The organism is Pseudomonas sp. LB3P31 (assembly GCF_054897945.1).
In genome coordinates, this window is sequence record NZ_CM142710.1 from 250,776 (window position 1) to 268,995 (window position 18,220).

Annotated in this window: 12 protein-coding genes and 1 pseudogene; 5 read left to right on the plus strand and 8 right to left on the minus strand. The window is 60.7% G+C overall.

The annotated features are described in order from the left end of the window. The first annotated feature begins 51 nt into the window (after window positions 1-51). Entirely contained in the window at window positions 52-4,953 is a 4,902-nt protein-coding gene (locus tag ACYZTK_RS01085; RefSeq protein WP_462012738.1) for an NAD-glutamate dehydrogenase, read from the plus strand. Window positions 4,954-5,137: 184 nt separating this feature from the next. On the opposite strand, the gene ACYZTK_RS01090 is transcribed toward ACYZTK_RS01085, so the two are convergent. The 4 genes from ACYZTK_RS01090 to pdxR form a co-directional block, all read right to left on the minus strand. After that, window positions 5,138-5,845, minus strand: coding sequence for an ATPase (locus tag ACYZTK_RS01090; protein ID WP_462012739.1), 708 nt, complete (start codon window positions 5,843-5,845; stop codon window positions 5,138-5,140). Between the two features lie 228 nt (window positions 5,846-6,073). Then, window positions 6,074-6,490 carry a cupin domain-containing protein gene (locus ACYZTK_RS01095; RefSeq protein WP_462012740.1) on the minus strand — a complete coding sequence of 139 codons (417 nt, stop codon included), beginning with the start codon at window positions 6,488-6,490 and terminating at the stop codon, window positions 6,074-6,076. A gap of 96 nt (window positions 6,491-6,586) precedes the next feature. Beyond that, window positions 6,587-6,880: a putative quinol monooxygenase gene (locus ACYZTK_RS01100; RefSeq protein ID WP_462012741.1), complete on the minus strand. Its 294-nt coding sequence runs from the start codon at window positions 6,878-6,880 to the stop codon at window positions 6,587-6,589. A gap of 123 nt (window positions 6,881-7,003) precedes the next feature. Then, window positions 7,004-8,437, minus strand: coding sequence for a MocR-like pyridoxine biosynthesis transcription factor PdxR (pdxR, locus tag ACYZTK_RS01105; RefSeq protein WP_462012742.1), 1,434 nt, complete (start codon window positions 8,435-8,437; stop codon window positions 7,004-7,006). A gap of 205 nt (window positions 8,438-8,642) precedes the next feature. Here pdxR and ACYZTK_RS01110 point away from each other — a divergent pair, with 205 nt between their 5' ends. The 3 genes and pseudogenes from ACYZTK_RS01110 to ACYZTK_RS01120 all read left to right on the plus strand — a co-directional run bounded on the left by ACYZTK_RS01110 (window position 8,643) and on the right by ACYZTK_RS01120 (window position 9,980). Further along, window positions 8,643-9,083: a carboxymuconolactone decarboxylase family protein gene (locus ACYZTK_RS01110; RefSeq protein ID WP_462012743.1), complete on the plus strand. Its 441-nt coding sequence runs from the start codon at window positions 8,643-8,645 to the stop codon at window positions 9,081-9,083. A 4-nt stretch (window positions 9,084-9,087) separates the two neighbouring features. Next, window positions 9,088-9,378 (plus strand): annotated as a pseudogene (locus ACYZTK_RS01115) (GNAT family N-acetyltransferase); the annotation flags it as partial. A 107-nt stretch (window positions 9,379-9,485) separates the two neighbouring features. Next, entirely contained in the window at window positions 9,486-9,980 is a 495-nt protein-coding gene (locus ACYZTK_RS01120) for a hypothetical protein (RefSeq protein ID WP_462012744.1), read from the plus strand. A 129-nt stretch (window positions 9,981-10,109) separates the two neighbouring features. Here the strand turns inward: ACYZTK_RS01120 and ACYZTK_RS01125 are convergent, their stop codons facing one another. From ACYZTK_RS01125 to ACYZTK_RS01135, 3 genes are all read right to left on the minus strand, one after another. After that, window positions 10,110-10,331 (minus strand): cbb3-type cytochrome c oxidase subunit 3, encoded by a 222-nt coding sequence (locus ACYZTK_RS01125; protein ID WP_462012745.1) that lies wholly within the window; start codon window positions 10,329-10,331, stop codon window positions 10,110-10,112. Between the two features lie 14 nt (window positions 10,332-10,345). After that, on the minus strand, window positions 10,346-11,773 hold the full coding sequence (gene ccoN / locus ACYZTK_RS01130) for a cytochrome-c oxidase, cbb3-type subunit I (protein WP_462012746.1): 1,428 nt from the start codon (window positions 11,771-11,773) through the stop codon (window positions 10,346-10,348). Window positions 11,774-11,985: 212 nt separating this feature from the next. Next, window positions 11,986-14,340 (minus strand): tetratricopeptide repeat protein, encoded by a 2,355-nt coding sequence (locus ACYZTK_RS01135; RefSeq protein ID WP_462012747.1) that lies wholly within the window; start codon window positions 14,338-14,340, stop codon window positions 11,986-11,988. A gap of 213 nt (window positions 14,341-14,553) precedes the next feature. Between ACYZTK_RS01135 and ACYZTK_RS01140 the strand changes: the two genes are divergently transcribed. Next, the gene (locus ACYZTK_RS01140; protein WP_462012748.1) at window positions 14,554-15,225 is read left to right on the plus strand and encodes a DUF3313 domain-containing protein; all 672 of its coding nucleotides are present in this window, start codon (window positions 14,554-14,556) and stop codon (window positions 15,223-15,225) included. A gap of 455 nt (window positions 15,226-15,680) precedes the next feature. On the opposite strand, the gene ACYZTK_RS01145 is transcribed toward ACYZTK_RS01140, so the two are convergent. Further along, the gene (locus ACYZTK_RS01145) at window positions 15,681-18,197 is read right to left on the minus strand and encodes a spermidine synthase (RefSeq protein ID WP_462012749.1); all 2,517 of its coding nucleotides are present in this window, start codon (window positions 18,195-18,197) and stop codon (window positions 15,681-15,683) included. Window positions 18,198-18,220: the final 23 nt, after the last annotated feature.

Sequence of the window (18,220 nt, forward strand, 5' to 3'; positions counted from 1 at the left end):
GTTTTGCACGCGACGCTTCCATCAATAACAAGCCCAAGCGGAGTACCACAGATGGCGTTCTTCACCGCAGCCAGCAAAGCCGACTTCCAGCACCAACTGCAAGCGGCACTGGCGCAGCACCTCAGTGAACAGGCACTGCCACAAGTGGCGCTGTTCGCTGAACAATTCTTCGGCATCATTTCCCTGGACGAGTTGACCCAGCGTCGGCTGTCCGACCTCGCTGGCTGTACCCTTTCGGCGTGGCGCCTGCTTGAGCGCTTCGATCACGCGCAGCCGCAAGTGCGCGTCTACAACCCTGATTACGAACGCCACGGCTGGCAGTCGACGCACACTGCGGTCGAAGTGCTGCACCACGACCTGCCGTTCCTGGTGGACTCGGTGCGTACCGAGCTGAACCGTCGCGGCTACAGCATTCACACCCTGCAAACCACTGTGCTGAGCGTGCGTCGCGGCAGCAAGGGCGAGCTGCTGGAAATCCTGCCCAAGGGCACCCAGGGCGAAGGGATCCTGCAAGAATCCCTGATGTACCTGGAAATCGACCGCTGCGCCAACGCGGCCGAGCTGAATGTGTTGAGCAAAGAGCTGGAACAGGTGCTTGGTGAGGTCCGCGTCGCGGTCGCCGATTTTGAGCCGATGAAGGCCAAGGTCCAGGAAATCCTGGCCGGCCTCGACAACAGCCAGTTCACGGTCAACGCTGAAGAAAAAAGCGAAATCAAGAGCTTCCTGGAATGGCTGGTGGGCAACCACTTCACCTTCCTTGGCTACGAAGAGTTCACGGTCACCGATGAGGCCGATGGCGGCCACATCCAGTACGACCAGAACTCGTTCCTCGGCCTGACCAAACTGCTGCGCACCGGCCTGACCTACGATGACCTGCGCATCGAAGACTACGCCGTGAATTACCTGCGCGAACCGACCCTGCTGTCGTTCGCCAAAGCCGCGCACCCGAGCCGTGTACACCGTCCGGCTTACCCTGACTACGTGTCGATCCGCGAAATCGATGCCGACGGCAAAGTCATCAAGGAATGCCGTTTCATGGGCCTGTACACCTCCTCGGTGTATGGCGAGAGCGTGCGGGTCATCCCGTACATCCGCCGCAAGGTCGAGGAAATCGAACGCCGTTCCGGCTTCCAGGCCAAGGCTCACTTGGGCAAGGAACTGGCCCAGGTGGTTGAAGTGCTGCCGCGCGACGACCTGTTCCAGACCCCGGTCGACGAACTGTTCGCCACTGTGATGTCGATTGTGCAGATCCAGGAACGCAACAAGATTCGCGTGTTCCTGCGCAAGGACCCGTACGGCCGTTTCTGCTACTGCCTGGCCTACGTGCCGCGCGACATCTACTCCACCGAAGTACGGCAGAAGATCCAGCAAGTGCTGATGGATCGCCTCAAGGCATCGGACTGCGAGTTCTGGACTTTCTTCTCCGAGTCCGTGCTGGCACGTGTGCAGCTGATTCTGCGGGTAGATCCCAAGAACCGCCTGGACATCGATCCGGTGCTGCTGGAAAAAGAAGTGGTACAGGCCTGCCGCAGCTGGCAGGACGACTACGCCAGCCTGACTGTCGAAAGCTTCGGCGAAGCCAGCGGCACCAACGTGCTGGCCGATTTCCCGAAAGGCTTCCCGGCCGGTTATCGCGAGCGTTTCGCCGCGCATTCGGCGGTGGTCGACATGCAGCACCTGCTGAGCCTGACCGAGAAAAACCCGCTGGTGATGAGCTTCTACCAGCCATTGGGCCAGGTCTCCGGCAAGCGCGAGCTGCACTGCAAGCTGTATCACGCCGATACCCCGCTGGCGCTGTCCGACGTATTGCCGATCCTGGAAAACCTCGGCCTGCGCGTGCTGGGTGAATTCCCGTACCGCCTGCGTCACAACAACGGCCGCGAGTTCTGGATTCACGACTTCGCGTTTACCGCTGCCGAAGGCCTGGACCTCGACATCCAGCAACTCAACGACACCTTGCAGGACGCCTTCGTCCACATCGTGCGTGGTGATGCCGAGAACGATGCGTTCAACCGCCTGGTGCTGACCGCCGGCCTACCATGGCGCGACGTGGCGCTGCTGCGTGCCTACGCCCGCTACATGAAGCAGATCCGTCTGGGCTTCGACCTGGGCTACATCGCCAGCACCCTGAATAACCACACCGACATCGCTCGCGAGCTGACCCGGTTGTTCAAGACCCGTTTCTACCTGGCGCGCAAGCTCACCGGCGACGATCTGGAAGACAAGCAGCAACGTCTGGAACAAGCGATCGTTACCGCACTGGACGACGTTCAGGTGTTGAACGAAGACCGCATCCTGCGGCGCTACCTGGACCTGATCAAAGCCACCCTGCGGACCAACTTCTACCAGACCGACGCCAACGGCCAGAACAAGTCGTACTTCAGCTTCAAGTTCAACCCGCACCAGATTCCCGAGCTGCCAAAGCCGGTGCCGAAGTTCGAAATCTTCGTCTACTCGCCACGGGTTGAAGGCGTGCACTTGCGCTTCGGCAACGTTGCTCGCGGTGGTCTGCGCTGGTCCGATCGTGAAGAAGACTTCCGTACCGAAGTGCTGGGTCTGGTAAAAGCCCAGCAAGTGAAGAACTCGGTCATCGTGCCAGTGGGCGCGAAGGGCGGCTTCCTGCCGCGCCGCCTGCCACTGGGCGGCAGCCGTGACGAGATCGCGGCCGAGGGCATCGCCTGCTACCGCATCTTCATCTCCGGCCTGCTGGACATCACCGACAACCTGAAAGATGGCGCGCTGGTGCCGCCGGTCAACGTCGTGCGCCATGACGACGATGACCCGTACCTGGTGGTGGCTGCGGACAAAGGCACTGCGACCTTCTCCGACATCGCTAACGGCATCGCCATCGACTACGGCTTCTGGCTGGGTGACGCGTTCGCCTCCGGTGGTTCTGCCGGTTACGACCACAAGAAAATGGGCATCACCGCCAAGGGCGCGTGGGTGGGCGTACAACGTCACTTCCGCGAACGCGGCATCAACGTCCAGGAAGACAGCATCACTGTGGTGGGCGTCGGCGACATGGCCGGTGACGTGTTCGGTAACGGCTTGCTGATGTCCGACAAGCTGCAACTGGTCGCAGCGTTCAACCACTTGCACATCTTCATCGATCCTAATCCACAGCCGGCGAACAGCTTCGCCGAGCGTCAGCGCCTGTTCGACCTGCCGCGTTCGGCCTGGTCGGATTACGACACCAGCATCATGTCCGAAGGCGGTGGGATCTTCTCCCGTAGTGCGAAAAGCATCGCGATTTCCCCGCAGATGAAAGAGCGCTTCGACATCCAGGCCGACAAGCTGACCCCGACCGAACTGCTGAACGCCTTGCTCAAGGCGCCGGTAGACCTGTTGTGGAACGGCGGTATCGGCACCTACGTCAAGGCCAGCAGCGAAAGCCACGCCGATGTCGGCGACAAGGCCAACGATGCACTGCGGGTGAACGGCAACGAACTGCGCTGCAAGGTCGTGGGCGAGGGCGGTAACCTCGGCATGACCCAGCTCGGTCGTGTGGAATTCGGCCTCAATGGCGGCGGTTCCAACACCGACTTCATCGACAACGCCGGTGGTGTGGACTGCTCCGACCACGAAGTGAACATCAAGATCCTGCTGAACGAAGTGGTTCAGGCCGGCGACATGACCGACAAGCAACGCAACCTGTTGCTGGCGAGCATGACCGACGAAGTGGGCAACCTGGTACTCGGCAACAACTACAAGCAGACCCAGGCCCTGTCCCTGGCAGCCCGTCGCGCCTTGCCGCGGATTGCCGAATACAAGCGCCTGATGAACGACCTGGAAAGCCGCGGCAAACTGGATCGTGCCATCGAGTTCCTGCCGGCTGAAGAATCGATCAACGAACGCATTGCCGAAGGCCACGGCCTGACGCGTGCAGAGCTGTCGGTGCTGATCTCCTACAGTAAGATCGACCTCAAGGAGCAGCTGCTGGGCTCCCTGGTGCCGGATGACGACTACCTGACACGTGACATGGAAACCGCCTTCCCGCCAAGCCTGGTGAGCAAGTTCTCGGCCGCCATGCGCCGTCACCGTCTGAAGCGTGAAATCGTCAGCACCCAGATCGCCAACGACCTGGTCAACCACATGGGTATCACTTTCGTTCAGCGACTCAAAGAGTCGACCGGCATGAGCCCGGCGAACGTGGCTGGCGCTTATGTGATCGTGCGTGACATCTTCCACCTCCCGCACTGGTTCCGTCAGATCGAAGCCCTGGACTACCAGGTTTCGGCAGACGTGCAGCTGGAGCTGATGGACGAGCTGATGCGCCTGGGGCGCCGTGCTACTCGCTGGTTCCTGCGTGCCCGTCGCAACGAGCAGAATGCTGCCCGTGACGTCGCGCATTTCGGTCCGCACCTTAAGGAGCTGGGTCTGAAACTCGACGAACTGTTGAGCGGCGAGATCCATGAAAACTGGCAAGCACGCTACGAAGCGTACGTCGAAGCTGGCGTGCCGGAGTTGCTGGCGCGCATGGTGGCTGGGACTTCGCACCTGTACACGCTGCTGCCGATCATCGAGGCTTCCGACGTGACCGGGCAGAACCCTGCGGACGTGGCCAAGGCGTACTTCGCCGTGGGCAGCGCGCTGGACATCACCTGGTACCTGTCGCAGATCAGTGCCTTACCGGTTGAAAACAACTGGCAGGCCCTGGCCCGTGAAGCGTTCCGTGACGACGTCGACTGGCAACAACGTGCGATCACCATCTCGGTCCTGCAACAGGGCGACGGTTCCCAGGACGTGGAAACGCGCCTGGCACTGTGGATGGCCGAGCACGTGAGCATGATCGATCGCTGGCGCGCGATGCTGGTGGAAATCCGTGCTGCAAGCGGCACGGACTACGCCATGTATGCGGTGGCCAACCGCGAGTTGCTGGACCTGGCGTTGAGTGGGCAAGCGGTGGTGCCTGCGACTGCGGCGGTCAGCGAGGAGCTGGAGCCGGCGGCCTGATCAGGCGCTGAATGAAAAACCCCGCATTGAGAGATGCGGGGTTTTTTGTCTGAAAGCTTTGTGTCATCCGGGAGGGCCCCTTCGCGAGCAAGCCCGCTCCCACAGGGTTCGGTGGGGTGTGGAAATCATGTGTCCAACACAAAACCCTGTGGGAGCGGGCTTGCTCGCGAAGAGGCCGTCAGCCTCAATACAACTTATTGCCTGTATTATCATTCATCGACACATTACTTGTCGGCCCAGTCAATAAATTACTGAGCGACTGGTCAAACTTCTGCAACGCCCGAACCTGCACATTCTGCTGTTCATTAATATCAGCAACTATCTCTTCACTGCGTTTGTAATCCGCCCACAACGGACTCAACGATTTGGCATCATGCCCCCGGGCGGTGCCGATGTAATTGAGGTTGCGGTCATAGAAGTCCGCACTCACATTCGCTTCCACGTCCGAACTACGCGAAGTAATCAATTGACTGCGCGCATCCACGATGGCCACCACATCCGGGTTGGCCGCCCGCAGGCTTTGCATATCCGGATAGACCGTCACTGAACCAAACTGACGCTGCAACGAAGCCTTGACCCAGTCCACCGCCATGTCCGGCGCGGAGGTGGCCACGTAGGCATCATGGATCGACTGCACCAGCAGGCTCTGGCCGAATCCCGTTCCGGCGTTGCTGCGGTAGTCATTGAGGTAGGCGCGATTGGTTTGGGTATTTCGACTGTAGACAACCCCAAGGGACTTATCGGGGCCGCTGACCACCTGGGTGGCGGAACTGCGGCCTACCGGTTGGGAGAAAATCCCGTCAAGCGAAGAAACCGCTTCGGGTGCCGTGGGAACGGAGCAGCCCGTTAAACAAACTGTCATCGTCAACGTACTGATCAATACAAGTTTCATGGTGTTACTCCAGTGAAACAGCCTGATTCATGAAGTTTGTTGCTGGTCTAAAACCAGCAGTAAGTTCAAGACTAAACCTGTGGGCGTTTAATTAAATAGGCTCGGCGATGACGACTGTGCAACCGTTAGTTTTGTTTGGTGTAAGCAGGCTTAACTAATCGCGGGAAGAAATAAAACGGCCCTGACTGTATTTGTCGGGCCGTTTATTTATGCATCCCCCCGCAGCTATCAGTTTTTCAATGGGATCAACACTTTCTCGTCCGGCGACAACACCATGAACACTAACAGCTTGGCGGGCTGGCTGGCGCTGGCGTTTTTCGATACCAGATGCTCCGATCCGGCTGCCTCATACCAGTACTCGCCGGCCTTGTAGGTGATCGCTTTTTCACCTTTGACTTGCGAGGTGATTTCACCGGAAAGCACATAAGCCATGGCAGTGCCCTGGTGTTTATGGGCAATGGACGCCTGGCCCGGCTCGTAGTCGACTTCGATCATCAGGGCTTTTTTGCCGGGCACATTTTTCAGCATCTGGTCCTGCAGCACCGTGACCTTTTCTGAGGGTTCGCCTTCGTGGGCCAGTGCACCAAAAGAAACGGTGAGTGCCAGGGCCGCAAGGGGAGCAGCAAGGAAATGCAAAGCTTTCATGGTAAGTCACCTGAGTAGTGGGTTGGCAGAACCCACATTAGTCCGCAGGTGAGGTCGAGCAAACAGCCAATTCTCGGGAAGGTCAGGGGACCAATCCTAACGAATTGGAAAACTGTTGAAATCGACGGCATTGGCCAATTGGTTGTCGATCAGGCCGATAAACCCCTGGACTTCGGGGCAGTTGAAATGCGAGTGCATGGCGTCTTCCGATTGCCAGCGCGCGCTGACGTTCCAGCGGTTGCTGTCTTCGGGGCAGCGGTCGACCATATAGGATTCACAGCCCGGTTGTTGGCGCAGGGTTTCGACAATCTTTTGCAGTTGCTTGCCCAGCTCTTCCGAGCGGCCGGCGGCGGCCTGCACCTGTACGGTATTAATCACTTCTTTGGACATTGCTCACACTCCTGAATCAGGCCGGACGAATCCTGCTCACTGAGGGAAAAACGCCTTAGCAGGATAGGCCTGCTCGCCGGGACCGCCAATAACCAATCGCCGGATAAACCCCCACGCCAATCGTCATGCTACCTGCTGCAAAATGTCGCGCAGACGGTCCAGGGCGAGGTCGATATCCAGGGTTTCAATGGCGCCAAAGCCCATCAACAGTCCATCTTTTGGCGCTTGCTGATAGTAGAACCCTTCAATCGGATAGAGCCCGACTTCAACCTTTTTCGCCAGTTCGACCAGCAATGGCATATCGATCGGCACTTTGAACATCAGCACCATGTGAAAGCCTGCGGTAGACGGCACCGCCTCAAGCCACGCCGCGAGGTCTGCGGCCGCGCGCTCGAGAATGCGCTCACGGCGCCCGGCGTAGATCGTATGGCAGCGCCTGATGTGCTTGAGCAGGCAGCCTTCGGCGATGAACTTGGCCAGTGCCCATTGCGGCAGTGTGGAAGTGTGCAGGTCGGTGAGCTGCTTGGCGCGAATCACTGCTTCGAGGATTGCCGGCGGCAGGATCGCATAGCCCAGGCGCAGCTCCGGCAGCAGGGTTTTCGAGAAGGTGCCAACGTAGGCGACGATGCCACGCTCGTCCATGCTCTGCAGTGAGTCCGTCGGGCGGCCTTCGTAGCGGAATTCGCTGTCGTAATCGTCCTCGATGATGATCGCCCCAAGCTCATACGCACGCTCCAGCAGGGCAATCCGGCGTTCCGTGCTCATGGGGATGCCGAGGGGAAACTGGTGGGAGGGCGTGACGTAGATCAGCCGCGTGCCCATGGGGATCTTGTCCACCTGAATGCCTTGAGCATCCACGGGGACGCCGATCACCGTCGCGCCATGGCTGCCAAACAGCAAGCGTGCCGGGGGATAGCCAGGGTCCTCCATCGCCACAATGCTGCCGGGGCGAGTCATCACCCGGGAGATCAGGTCGAGTGCCTGTTGCGCGCCATTGCACACCACCACGTCCTCGTCCTGGCAATTGACTCCGCGGGAAAACGCGATGTGCCGTGCTATCGCATTGCGCAGTGCTGGCAGGCCTTCGGGCTGGCTGTAGAAACCCTTGGAACCGGACATCTGGCGCAGCGCGTGGGACGTGCAGCGTCGCCAATCGTCCTGCGGAAACTGGCCCTTGCTGGTGGCGCCGCCGATAAAGTCAAAGCGCAGCGATCCTTCAAGGGTAGGGTGGCGTAAAAACACCGGCAGGTTGCGCCAGGATTCGATGACCTCGGCACTGGCCAGTTCCGAGTGGCTCTGTTTACGGCTGATTTTCGCCGGCCTGGCGTTGACGTAGGTGCCCTTGCCGATGATCCCGGTCAGGAGGTTTTCGTAGGTGAGCTGGGCATAAGTGTCGGAAATGGTCTTGCGCGAGATCCCCAGCTGCTCTGCCAGCAACCGACTGGGCGGCAGCTGCGTGCCGGCTGCCAGGCGGCCGGATTCGATGGCGCTGCGCAGTTGGTTGTATAACTGGCCAGCCAGGTCCTTGCGGCCGTTGATGACGACATGAAGTTCCATACCGGCGAGGCTCCGAGGCGATTCAAGTGCGGGGGCGATCGCGCAAGATTACCCGCATGAGCGGGCGTGCAGTAGTTGCGCGGGCGAAAAAGCGCAGATTGGCCTGGTGCCCGGGTGGTCCACGGTAAATTCGCCGAATTGGACCTGTTACGCTCGCCCGTTCACGCCTACCGTAGGGTGTATCTACAGCTCCATGAGGCACGCCATGAATTCCCGCCTGGATTACTACAGCGCATCGCCCAAGGCGATGAAAGCCATGATTGCCATGGAGGCGCTGACCAGCAACCTCAGCATCGAGCAGGAGCTGTTGCACCTGATCAAGATCCGCGCTTCGCAACTCAATGGCTGTGCGTTCTGCACTGACATGCACTCGGTGGACGCGCGGCGCCTCGGCGAGACTGATCGGCGCCTGTATTCGATCGTGGTGTGGCGTGACAGCGGCTTTTTCAATCCCCGTGAGCGCGCCGCGCTGGCCTGGACCGAGGCAGTGACGTTGCTGTCCGAAAGCCATGTGCCGGACGACGTCTACGCTCAGGCCCGCGAGCAGTTCGATGAAGGCGAGATGGTCGACCTGACCATTGCCGTCACCACCATCAACAGCTGGAATCGCCTGGCCGTGAGTTTTCGCCAAACCCCCAGTTGTTGAAGGGCGGGTGCGCCGCAGCCACGCTGGCAGTTTCGGCATGGGCGTCGCGGTGGCGTGGCAGGGCAAGGGCGTCGGCTCAAAGTTGATCAGCGCCGCTTTGGACATCGCCGACAACTGGATGAACCTGCAGCGGGTCGAGCTTTCGGTGTATGCGGATAACGACGCGGCGATCGCCCTGTACCGCAAATTCGGCTTCGAGACCGAAGGCCTGTTTCGTGATTATGCTGTGAGTGACGGGGTCCTGGTCGACACCCTGAGCATGGCGCGGCTGCGTCGTACGCTCAACGCCCGCTGATTCAACCAAGCCTCGAGAATACCGCTGGCGCGTTTAGTCGTACGCCAGCGGCGCGCATCTGCCATGCTCAAAGTCCGCAGCACTGCTTCAACCATAGGAACACCGCAATGGACGACGTACAGCAATTGGGTGAGATGCTTCGCAACTACGCAGAAAGCGAAGCGCACAAGAAGCAACTGTTTGAGGCGCAATCGGCTGTCTGGGCAACGCGCATTGGTGAGCTGTTCGACCAGATTCAGCTGTGGCTGGAGCCGGTCAAGGCGCCCAATCTGCTGGAAGTCAGCCGTGAGGCCTACGTCGCCTTCGGGCCGAGTGTTCCGGTGGAAACCTCGATCTTCAAGACCGAGAAACTGGGGATAGTGATCGCCGGTAAACCGGTGGAATTTGTTCCCGATGTGATGGGCACTGGCGGGCAGATTTCCCTGGCAGTCATGGGGCTGACGGCTGCGCGTTATGGCAGCGTTTCGCTGGTGTGCCTGCCGCCGTCCAGTAACTGGCAGTGGCGCAAGACCAACGGCCTGAAGGACCCGGATACCTTCGCCTTCGACGCGAATTTCCTGGCGCAGCAGCTGCAGAGCCTGATCCCCCGGGAGCGCGGCTGAGTTTCCAGGATTGCACAATTAAACCTCTGTGGGAGCAAGGCTTGCCCGCGATGGCGGTGGCGCATTCAACCTCCATCTAGCAGACAGAGCGCCATCGCGAGCAGGCTCACTCCTACAGTTTGGGGTCAATCACATAGGGAGGTTACCCCAACCCGGTTTCGCCACTTCCGGCGCAACTGCCTTCACAGTTTTCCCCGTCGCCAGCTCCACCCGCCGTGCCACCTCCGGGTCATCGGCAAAGGGTATCAGGCTCGCATCCTCGAGACTCTCGGCGGTATGCCATTTAAGGCAATATTCCACCGCCAGCCACAGACTCGCCACACCCAGTGCATTGATCAGCATCTCGATCATTTCCAACTCCCGCCTCAGGCAATCTGCGCTTCACGCGCGGCCAGCGTCGCATCGGCAACCCGCACCGTGCGCCACACGTTGTAGGCCATAAGCAACATGCCGCTGAGGAAAAACACCCCGCCGGCAAAGCGCACGATGAATCCCGGATGACTGGCCTGCAAGGCCTCCACGAAGGAGTAGGTGAGGGTGCCGTCATCATTGATCGCCCGCCACATCAGGCCCTGGGTGATACCGTTGACCCACATCGACGCGATGTACAGCACCGTGCCGATGGTGGCCAGCCAGAAGTGCAGGTTGATCAGTGGCGTACTGTGCATCTGTTCGCGACCGAAGACTTTCGGAACCATGTGATAGACCGCGCCGAACGTGATCATGGCGACCCAACCCAAAGCACCTGCGTGCACGTGGCCGATGGTCCAGTCGGTGTAGTGAGAGAGGGCGTTGACGGTCTTGATCGCCATCATCGGCCCCTCGAACGTCGACATGCCGTAGAAGGCCAGGGACAGCACCAGAAAGCGCAGGATCGGGTCGGTGCGCAACTTATGCCAGGCGCCCGACAGCGTCATCATGCCGTTGATCATCCCGCCCCAGCTCGGCGCCAGCAGGATCAGCGACATCGCCATGCCCAGCGATTGCGCCCAGTCTGGCAGCGCGGTGTAGTGCAGGTGATGCGGGCCGGCCCAGATGTACAGGGTGATCAACGCCCAGAAATGCACAATCGACAGGCGATAGGAATACACCGGCCGGTTCACCTGTTTGGGTACGAAGTAATACATCATGCCGAGGAAGCCGGTGGTCAGGAAAAACCCCACCGCGTTGTGGCCGTACCACCACTGCACCATGGCATCGGTGGCGCCGGAATAAACTGGATAGGATTTGAACCAGTCCACCGGGATCGACAGGTGATTGACCACGTGCAGCATGGCGATCACCACGATAAACGCGCCGAAAAACCAGTTGCCGACGTAGATATGTTTGGTTTTGCGCTGCACCACAGTGGTGAAGAACACGATGGCGTACGCGACCCAGACCACCGTCATCCACACGGCGCCGGTGAACTCGATCTCGGCGTATTCCTTGGTGGTGGTGTAGCCCAGGGGCAGGGTGACCAGCATCACCACGATCACCGATTGCCAACCCCAGAAGGTGAACGCCGCTAGCTTGTCCGAGTACAGCCGCACCTGGCAGGTGCGCTGCACCGCGTAGTAGCTGGCGGCGAACTGTGCGCTACCGGCAAATCCGAAAATCACCAGGCTGGTGTGCAGCGGACGCAAGCGCCCGAAGGTGGTCCATGGCAGGTCCAGATTCATATCGGGCCATACCAGTTGCGAGGCGATCCACACCCCCATCGCCATGCCGACGACACCCCAGACGATGGTCGCCACGATGAATTGGCGGACGACCTTATAGTTATAGGCCGCTCCGATTGCTGCTGTGCTCATGGTCAATGCTTCCACGGTTGCAAAGCAGCTACTGTAGGAATCCAGGGCAAAACAAAACAGACTCAGGAAAAGCGAGTTTATGCGGATCAGATGGATTGCCCGCGTGCGGCGATTGGCCGCGCGCTGATCCGGTTTTTTGTTATCCTGAGGAATCTGTTGCGCAGATCCGTGAGAGTGGCGCCTCGGGACCTGTCACAGTTGATCAATCCGGGTCACTTCAACGCCGGATCTCCCATGTTCATTTTCTTCCAGCCCTGTAGCAGTACCTGCGCCTTGGGCTCCTGGCCGTTTTCCAGGTAGTACTGGATCAACGACAGGCGCGCATTGCGATTGGCCGGCTGCTCCTTGAGCAGTCTTTCCAGCTCCAGGCAGGCCTCGTCGACCTTGCCACTGTCGTGCAGCGCAACGGCCAGCACGTAGCCATACTGCGCATTTTGCGGCTCCAGTTGGGCGGCCTTGCGCAGGGCGGGCATGGCCTGGGCGGTTTTGCCGCCGCGAATCAGGGACAGGCCCTGGGTATGCTGCAGCAGCGCCGCATCCGGATGATCCTTCAGCCCTTGATCCAGCAGCGCCCGCGCCTCCTGACCGCGACCCGCGGCTTCCAGCCATTGCACCAGGGTGACCAGCGCCGGAAAGAAGTCCGGGTCGCGTTTGAGGGCGCTGCGCAACAAACCTTCGACTTCACCGCTACGCCCACTGGCCTGGTACAGCATGGCCAGGTTGAGGTTGGCTTCGGCGCGTTCGGCGAGGCTTTTCTGCACGGCTTCGTACTCGCCGATCGCCGCGTCCCAATTGGCCTGGGAGCTGCCCAAACCCGTGCGGGCCGCGCCAAGCAAATCCCGGGCAGCGGCGATTCGTACCGCCTTCACCGGATCACTCAGCAACGGCGTCAGCAGGGGCGCGCGCTCGGCGGGCGGGAGAAAGGCACTGATCGCCCGAACGGCGCTTTCACGCACCTGCGGTGCCGGGTTGTGCAAGTCGGTGCTGGCCAGCTTCAACGCTTGTTCACTGGGGTACAGCGCCAGTTCGGCGAGCAGCGTCGCACGCTGGATGGCCGGCAGGTTGCTGCGTTGCAGTTGTTCATACAGGGCTTGCGCGGCACCGGGCTGGCCGTTGCGAATCAGCCGCAGGCTTTCGTCGTAGCGCGGCGCTTGCGCGGCAGTAGCCGTGCTCCACAGCTTGAACTGCTCGGTGACCTTGTCACCGGCCTTGCCCTGATGGCAGGTCAGGCAGGCGTCTGGCGTACCGAGCTTTTTTGCCCGTTGCGGGTTGGGAATGCTGAAGCTGTGGTCATGCCGGAAGTCGTTACCCATGTAGAACTTGCCCGGCATGTGGCAATCGACACATTGCGAACCGGGCTGCCCCATCGTGTGCCGGGTGTGTTCGATGGAGTCGTAGTTCTTCGCTTGCAGCCCCTTGCCGTCGACGCCCTCGACCGCACTTTTGCCCGCCGTGTTGTGACATTGCAGGCACACGCCATTGCCGGGTGCCTTCAGTTCGTTGCTGTGGGGGTTGTGGCAGTTGCTGCAGCGCACGCCCTTTTCAGCCATTTTGCTCTGGGCGAAGGAACCGTGCTCGAACACTTCATCCTTGATCTTGCCGTCCAGCGCGTACAACTCGCGAGTGAGCGGGCTGGGCAGGTAATCATCCATCAGACGCTTGCCCACGGTGAAACCATCCCCCAGTGGCGCTCGGCGCGAATGGCAGCGAGCACAGGTTTCGAGCTCGACGGTGGCGTCCTTGTCCTTGAGATCGACGGCAAAACCCTTGTGCACCAGGTCGCCTTTTTTCGCCGCCCATTCCAGATGGTTGGAGGCCGGGCCATGGCATGCCTGGCAGCCGACGCCAAGGCTGTTCCACTGGCTGTCGAAGGTATTTTTGGCAGCATCGAAATTGCGCTTGAAGCCGGTGGTGTGGCACTCCACGCACATGAAGTTGGCGTTCTGGCTGGGCTTGCTCCAGTGCAGCGGGTTCTTGAAGTTGACGCCCTGGCCCGGATACAAATGAAACCAACGGTGTTTCTCACTATCCCAGGCCACGCCGAGCGCCTGCAGCCGGCCTTCGCCGACCTCGATCAGGTATTGCTGCAGGGGCGCGATGCCGAAGGTGTAGGCCACTTTGAAATCGGCGTTCTTGCCGTCGATGCCTGGGGTGTTGACCCAGAAACTGCCGTCTTTGCGCGAGAACCGCGTGGTCTCGTTTTCTGCCTTGAAGGTGACGTTGTTAAAGTCGCCCAGCACTGTGTCGACGTTGGTTTCCTGCATCGCCAGCTGATGATGTGAGCCTTGCCAATCCTTGACCTGCGGGCTGTGGCAAGCCTGGCATTGTGCTTCGTCAACCATGGTCGCCGGCGCCATCGCCACCGGTTGCACCTTGGCCGGTTGGGCAACCGGTGCACTGACCTGAGCGTAGGGAGCGGGGGTCGGCTGGCTGCTCAGCAGAAACCAGCCTATGCCCGCAACGGCCAACAGCAGGGCGCCGATGGTGACGGGGAACAGGTAGCGATGGGTCAGGTTCGATGGCGAATCAGGGTTTGAATCAGCAACTATATTTTTATGCTTCGGCATTCCGACTTCCGTAGTCCAGGTGCGTTTGCCTTCAGGCGCGCGTGCAAGCTCGGTGCAGCTTTGCCGGATGCCCGGCTGGTGTCAAATGCCCAATGTGATCAGGCCCACAGCCTGGATGAACATTGTGATATTTCAACGCATTATCTCAAGTATTGGCTATACCTGTAACACCCTTTCGCATAATGTTGTTGGCCGACTTACAGGAGTTTTTCCATGAAGCTAGCGTTAATGATGAGCACGCTGTGCATTGCCTCGATTGGCATGGTGGGTTGTGCCAGTAAAGTGGTTGATCCTGCCCAGTATTCGGGCTTCCTCAAGGACTACAGCAAGCTCAAGGAAGCGACGTCCCCGTCGGGTGCCACGGTGATGCGCTGGGTCGATCCCAAGTTGGATGTCAGCAAGTACAACAGTGTCTATGTCGAGCCGACCCAGCTCTACCCAAAACCACAACCGACGGTGAAAATCCCCCAGGCAACGCTTAACGGCATTACCGGTTACTACGACCAGGCGCTCAAGCGCGAGATCGGCAAATCCTTGCCGTTGGCAGCCGGTCCTGGCCCGGGTGTGATTGTGGTGCGTGCGGCGATCACTGCGGTGAGCAGCAAGACCGAAGGACTCAAGCCGTATGAAGTGATTCCGATTGCCCTGGTGGCTGCAGCGGTGAGCACGGCGAGTGGGATTCGTGATCAGGAGACTGATCTGGCCACCGAGGCGGTGTTCCTCGACGGCGGCGACAACCATGTGCTGGCGCAGGTGGTGCGCAAGGGCACTGGCAAACCGCTGGAAAACGATAGCCAGGTGATGAAGGCTGATGACGTCAAGGGCGTGATCGATGGCTGGGCTGCGGATTTGCATCAGTCGTATTTGAAGCTCAAGTCCAAATAATGCGGTGGGCGCCGCGGGAACTGCAGGAACTGTAGGAGCTGTCGAGTGAAACGAGGCTGCGATCTTTTGATCTTGGCTTCGTGTACATATCCGTTTTTTGCAGTCATGGCTTCTATTGGTTCCGCTTTTACAGCGGGTCACTTGGAACAGCGCCAAGTAACCAAGCGCTTCTTGCCCCACCACTCGGCACCTCGCCTAGGCTCGGTGTGCCCGCACTCCGGCATTGCTCCGCGGGCCGCCGCGATGGGCCCTCCCTGGCCCAGCGCGGCTAAACCGGCATCCTTGCCGGTTTACCCGCTACACAATGCCTGCGTTCGGCCATCGTGGTTAACGGGGCGTCCACGATCAACAACCGGGCCGTGGCGGCCTTAGGGCCGACCAAGGCATCAAGCCCGCTTCCACAGGGTTTGCGACATGGCTGTAGTAGCAACAGCTTGCTCGCGATTGCGGCTCCATCACTGCCCCATAAACCACCGGTAATACGGATTCCCGCCATCCCCGCGCATCACGTCCCGAGCATCCCTCGCCCAGGCGTCCCGGTCGCCGTCATAGGCATGCAGGCTGGCCCGATAGAACTGCATCAGGCGTTGCTGATGGTTGTTCATGCGTTCGATAAATCCGGCATCGGCATTCACCAGCGGCGGCGCCACGCGCAGGTCCAGCAAGGCCGGCAATACCCGTGTTATCTCCTTGGCCCGCACCCACGGCGCGTATTCGATGCGGGGCTGATCGTCGGTGACGGGTGGGGCATCAGCGGCGAAGCGCTCCAGGCCGGCCCGGTCGGTGACCCAGGTGGCGAGCAGCGCCGCGGCTGAGCCGATACCTACATCCTGCAGCGTGCTGCGCACCGGTTCCTGCTGAAAACGCTCAGAGATTTTTGTTGCATCCAATTCAATCGGCTGCATCGAACCCACCAGCAGCATCTCGTGGAATTCGCTGGTCCACAGCGTGGCGTAGGGGAATACCTCGAGAAAGCTGCGCACCAATGAGCGCGAATCGTCAATGTTCTGGGTCGGCAGCGGCAGCCATTGGGCAACCAGGCCCTGGTGTTGCAGACGGCTGGCCGCCAATTGGTAGAAGTCCCGGGAATACAGGTTGACCACTCCGGCAGCGGACGGCGGTGGCGGCTCCAGAGTGATCAGGTCGTAGCGTTGCGGATTACGCAGCAGCTCCTGGCGTCCATCGCGCAGGCGCACGTCGACACTGGGGTCTGCTGCTGCATTGAAGTTGCCCTTGAACAGCGGCGCGGCCTGCACCACGGCCGGCAGCAGTTCGGCTACCACCCTGTGTTCCAGCCCCGGGTAGCGGGTGAGGGCGCCTGCGGTGATCCCGGTGCCAAACCCGATCACCAGTGCCGAGCGCGGCTCGCCGGCATGAATCAGCAGCGGCAGCAGCGCCTGAACGCGCATGTAACGCAGCGACGGCATTGCATCGCCAGTGTTGGAGACGCCCTGGATGTACAGGCGCTGGAAGGCTTTCGCGCCCTTGCCCTGGGTGACCACCGCCACCGTTCCGCCGCGACCTTCCTGGTAAAAAGCCAGGGTGCCGTTGCGGGCGCCGGGGAGCAGGCTGGCCAGCTTGTCGACCGGTGTCAGCAGCGCCACGGCCAGCGATAGCAGGCCGAGGGCAACTACCGCCTGGCGTCGGCCTTTCTTCACGCCATGACCTTTGCGTACCGCGAGGTAACCAATGCCGGCGGCGATGATGGCCAGCAGTCCCAGGGTGCGCACCAGGCCGAGCAGCGGGATCAGGACAAAACCACACAGCATCACCCCGATGATGCCGCCAAGGGTGTTGAACGCGACAACCGCGCCGACGTCGCGACCCACCCGCTCGCCACCCACGCTCAAGCGCAGGGCCAAAGGAAAGGCTGCGCCAAGCAGTAAGGTCGGGACAAACACGATGGTCAGGGCCGCCACAGCAAACCGTGCGCTCATGCCCAGCAGTTCACCGGCGCCGAGGGCCAGCACCCAATTCTCGGCCACGCTCTGGGCGAGCACCAGCCAGCGCCCGAGCAGGGCGATTTCCAACAGCGCGATCAGTCCGGCCCCGGCGATCAGCAAACCGAACACGCCCCAGGGATCACGGATGCGATCAACCCGGCGCGCCAGCAGCAGGCTGCCCAGGAACAATCCGGTCAAGTAGGTCGCCAGCACCACGGCGAACGCATAAGTGCGGGTACTCATGAACTGCACGATGGACTGCGACCACACCACCTCGTAACCCAGCGCCACACCGCCGGCAATCGAGTACAGCCACAGAGCCAGTCGGTCCGGGGTCTTTGCCGTGCCGTGACGTGCCGCGGCCTCTATCGGCATGGCGCGTTGGCGTTGAAACCACAAGGCGCCGGCGGCCGCCAGCAGGTTGAGCATCGCCGCCGCGAGGGCACTACCGCGCACTCCAAGGGTGGCGATCAAGACAAAACCGGCGAGCAGGGTGCCGGCAATCGCCCCGGCCGTGTTCGCGGCATACAGCTGGCCGCCAGCCTGGCCCAGATGCTGCGGATCGGTCGCCAGAGACCGCACCAGCACCGGCAGCGTGCCGCCCATAAGCAGCGCCGGGACCCCCACCAATGCGAAGGGCAACACCCAGGCCGCGACACCGATGTGTTGTTCCAGCCAAGCGAACGGACTCGCGGCCAGGCTCATGGCAAAAGTCGCGCCGACCCCGAGCACGGCCACCAGCACTTCCAGCCCCGCGTACAGCAACACCGGCTGCTGCATGCGGTCCGCCCAACGCCCGAACAGCAAACCACCCAACGCCAGCCCGGCAAAAAACGCGCTGATGCCGGTGGTGATGGCGTACACCTCGACGCCCACCACCAGGGACAGCTGCTTGATCCACAGCACCTGATACACCAGTGCCGCAGCACCGGAGACGAACAGCAGCAGGGCGGGGATCAGCAACGCAGGGGATGCCACGGGATGCGGGGCAGGTATGGCCGACGACTTGCTGGCGACACGTGAGGACATGGGCTTGTTGCCTTGTACAAAAT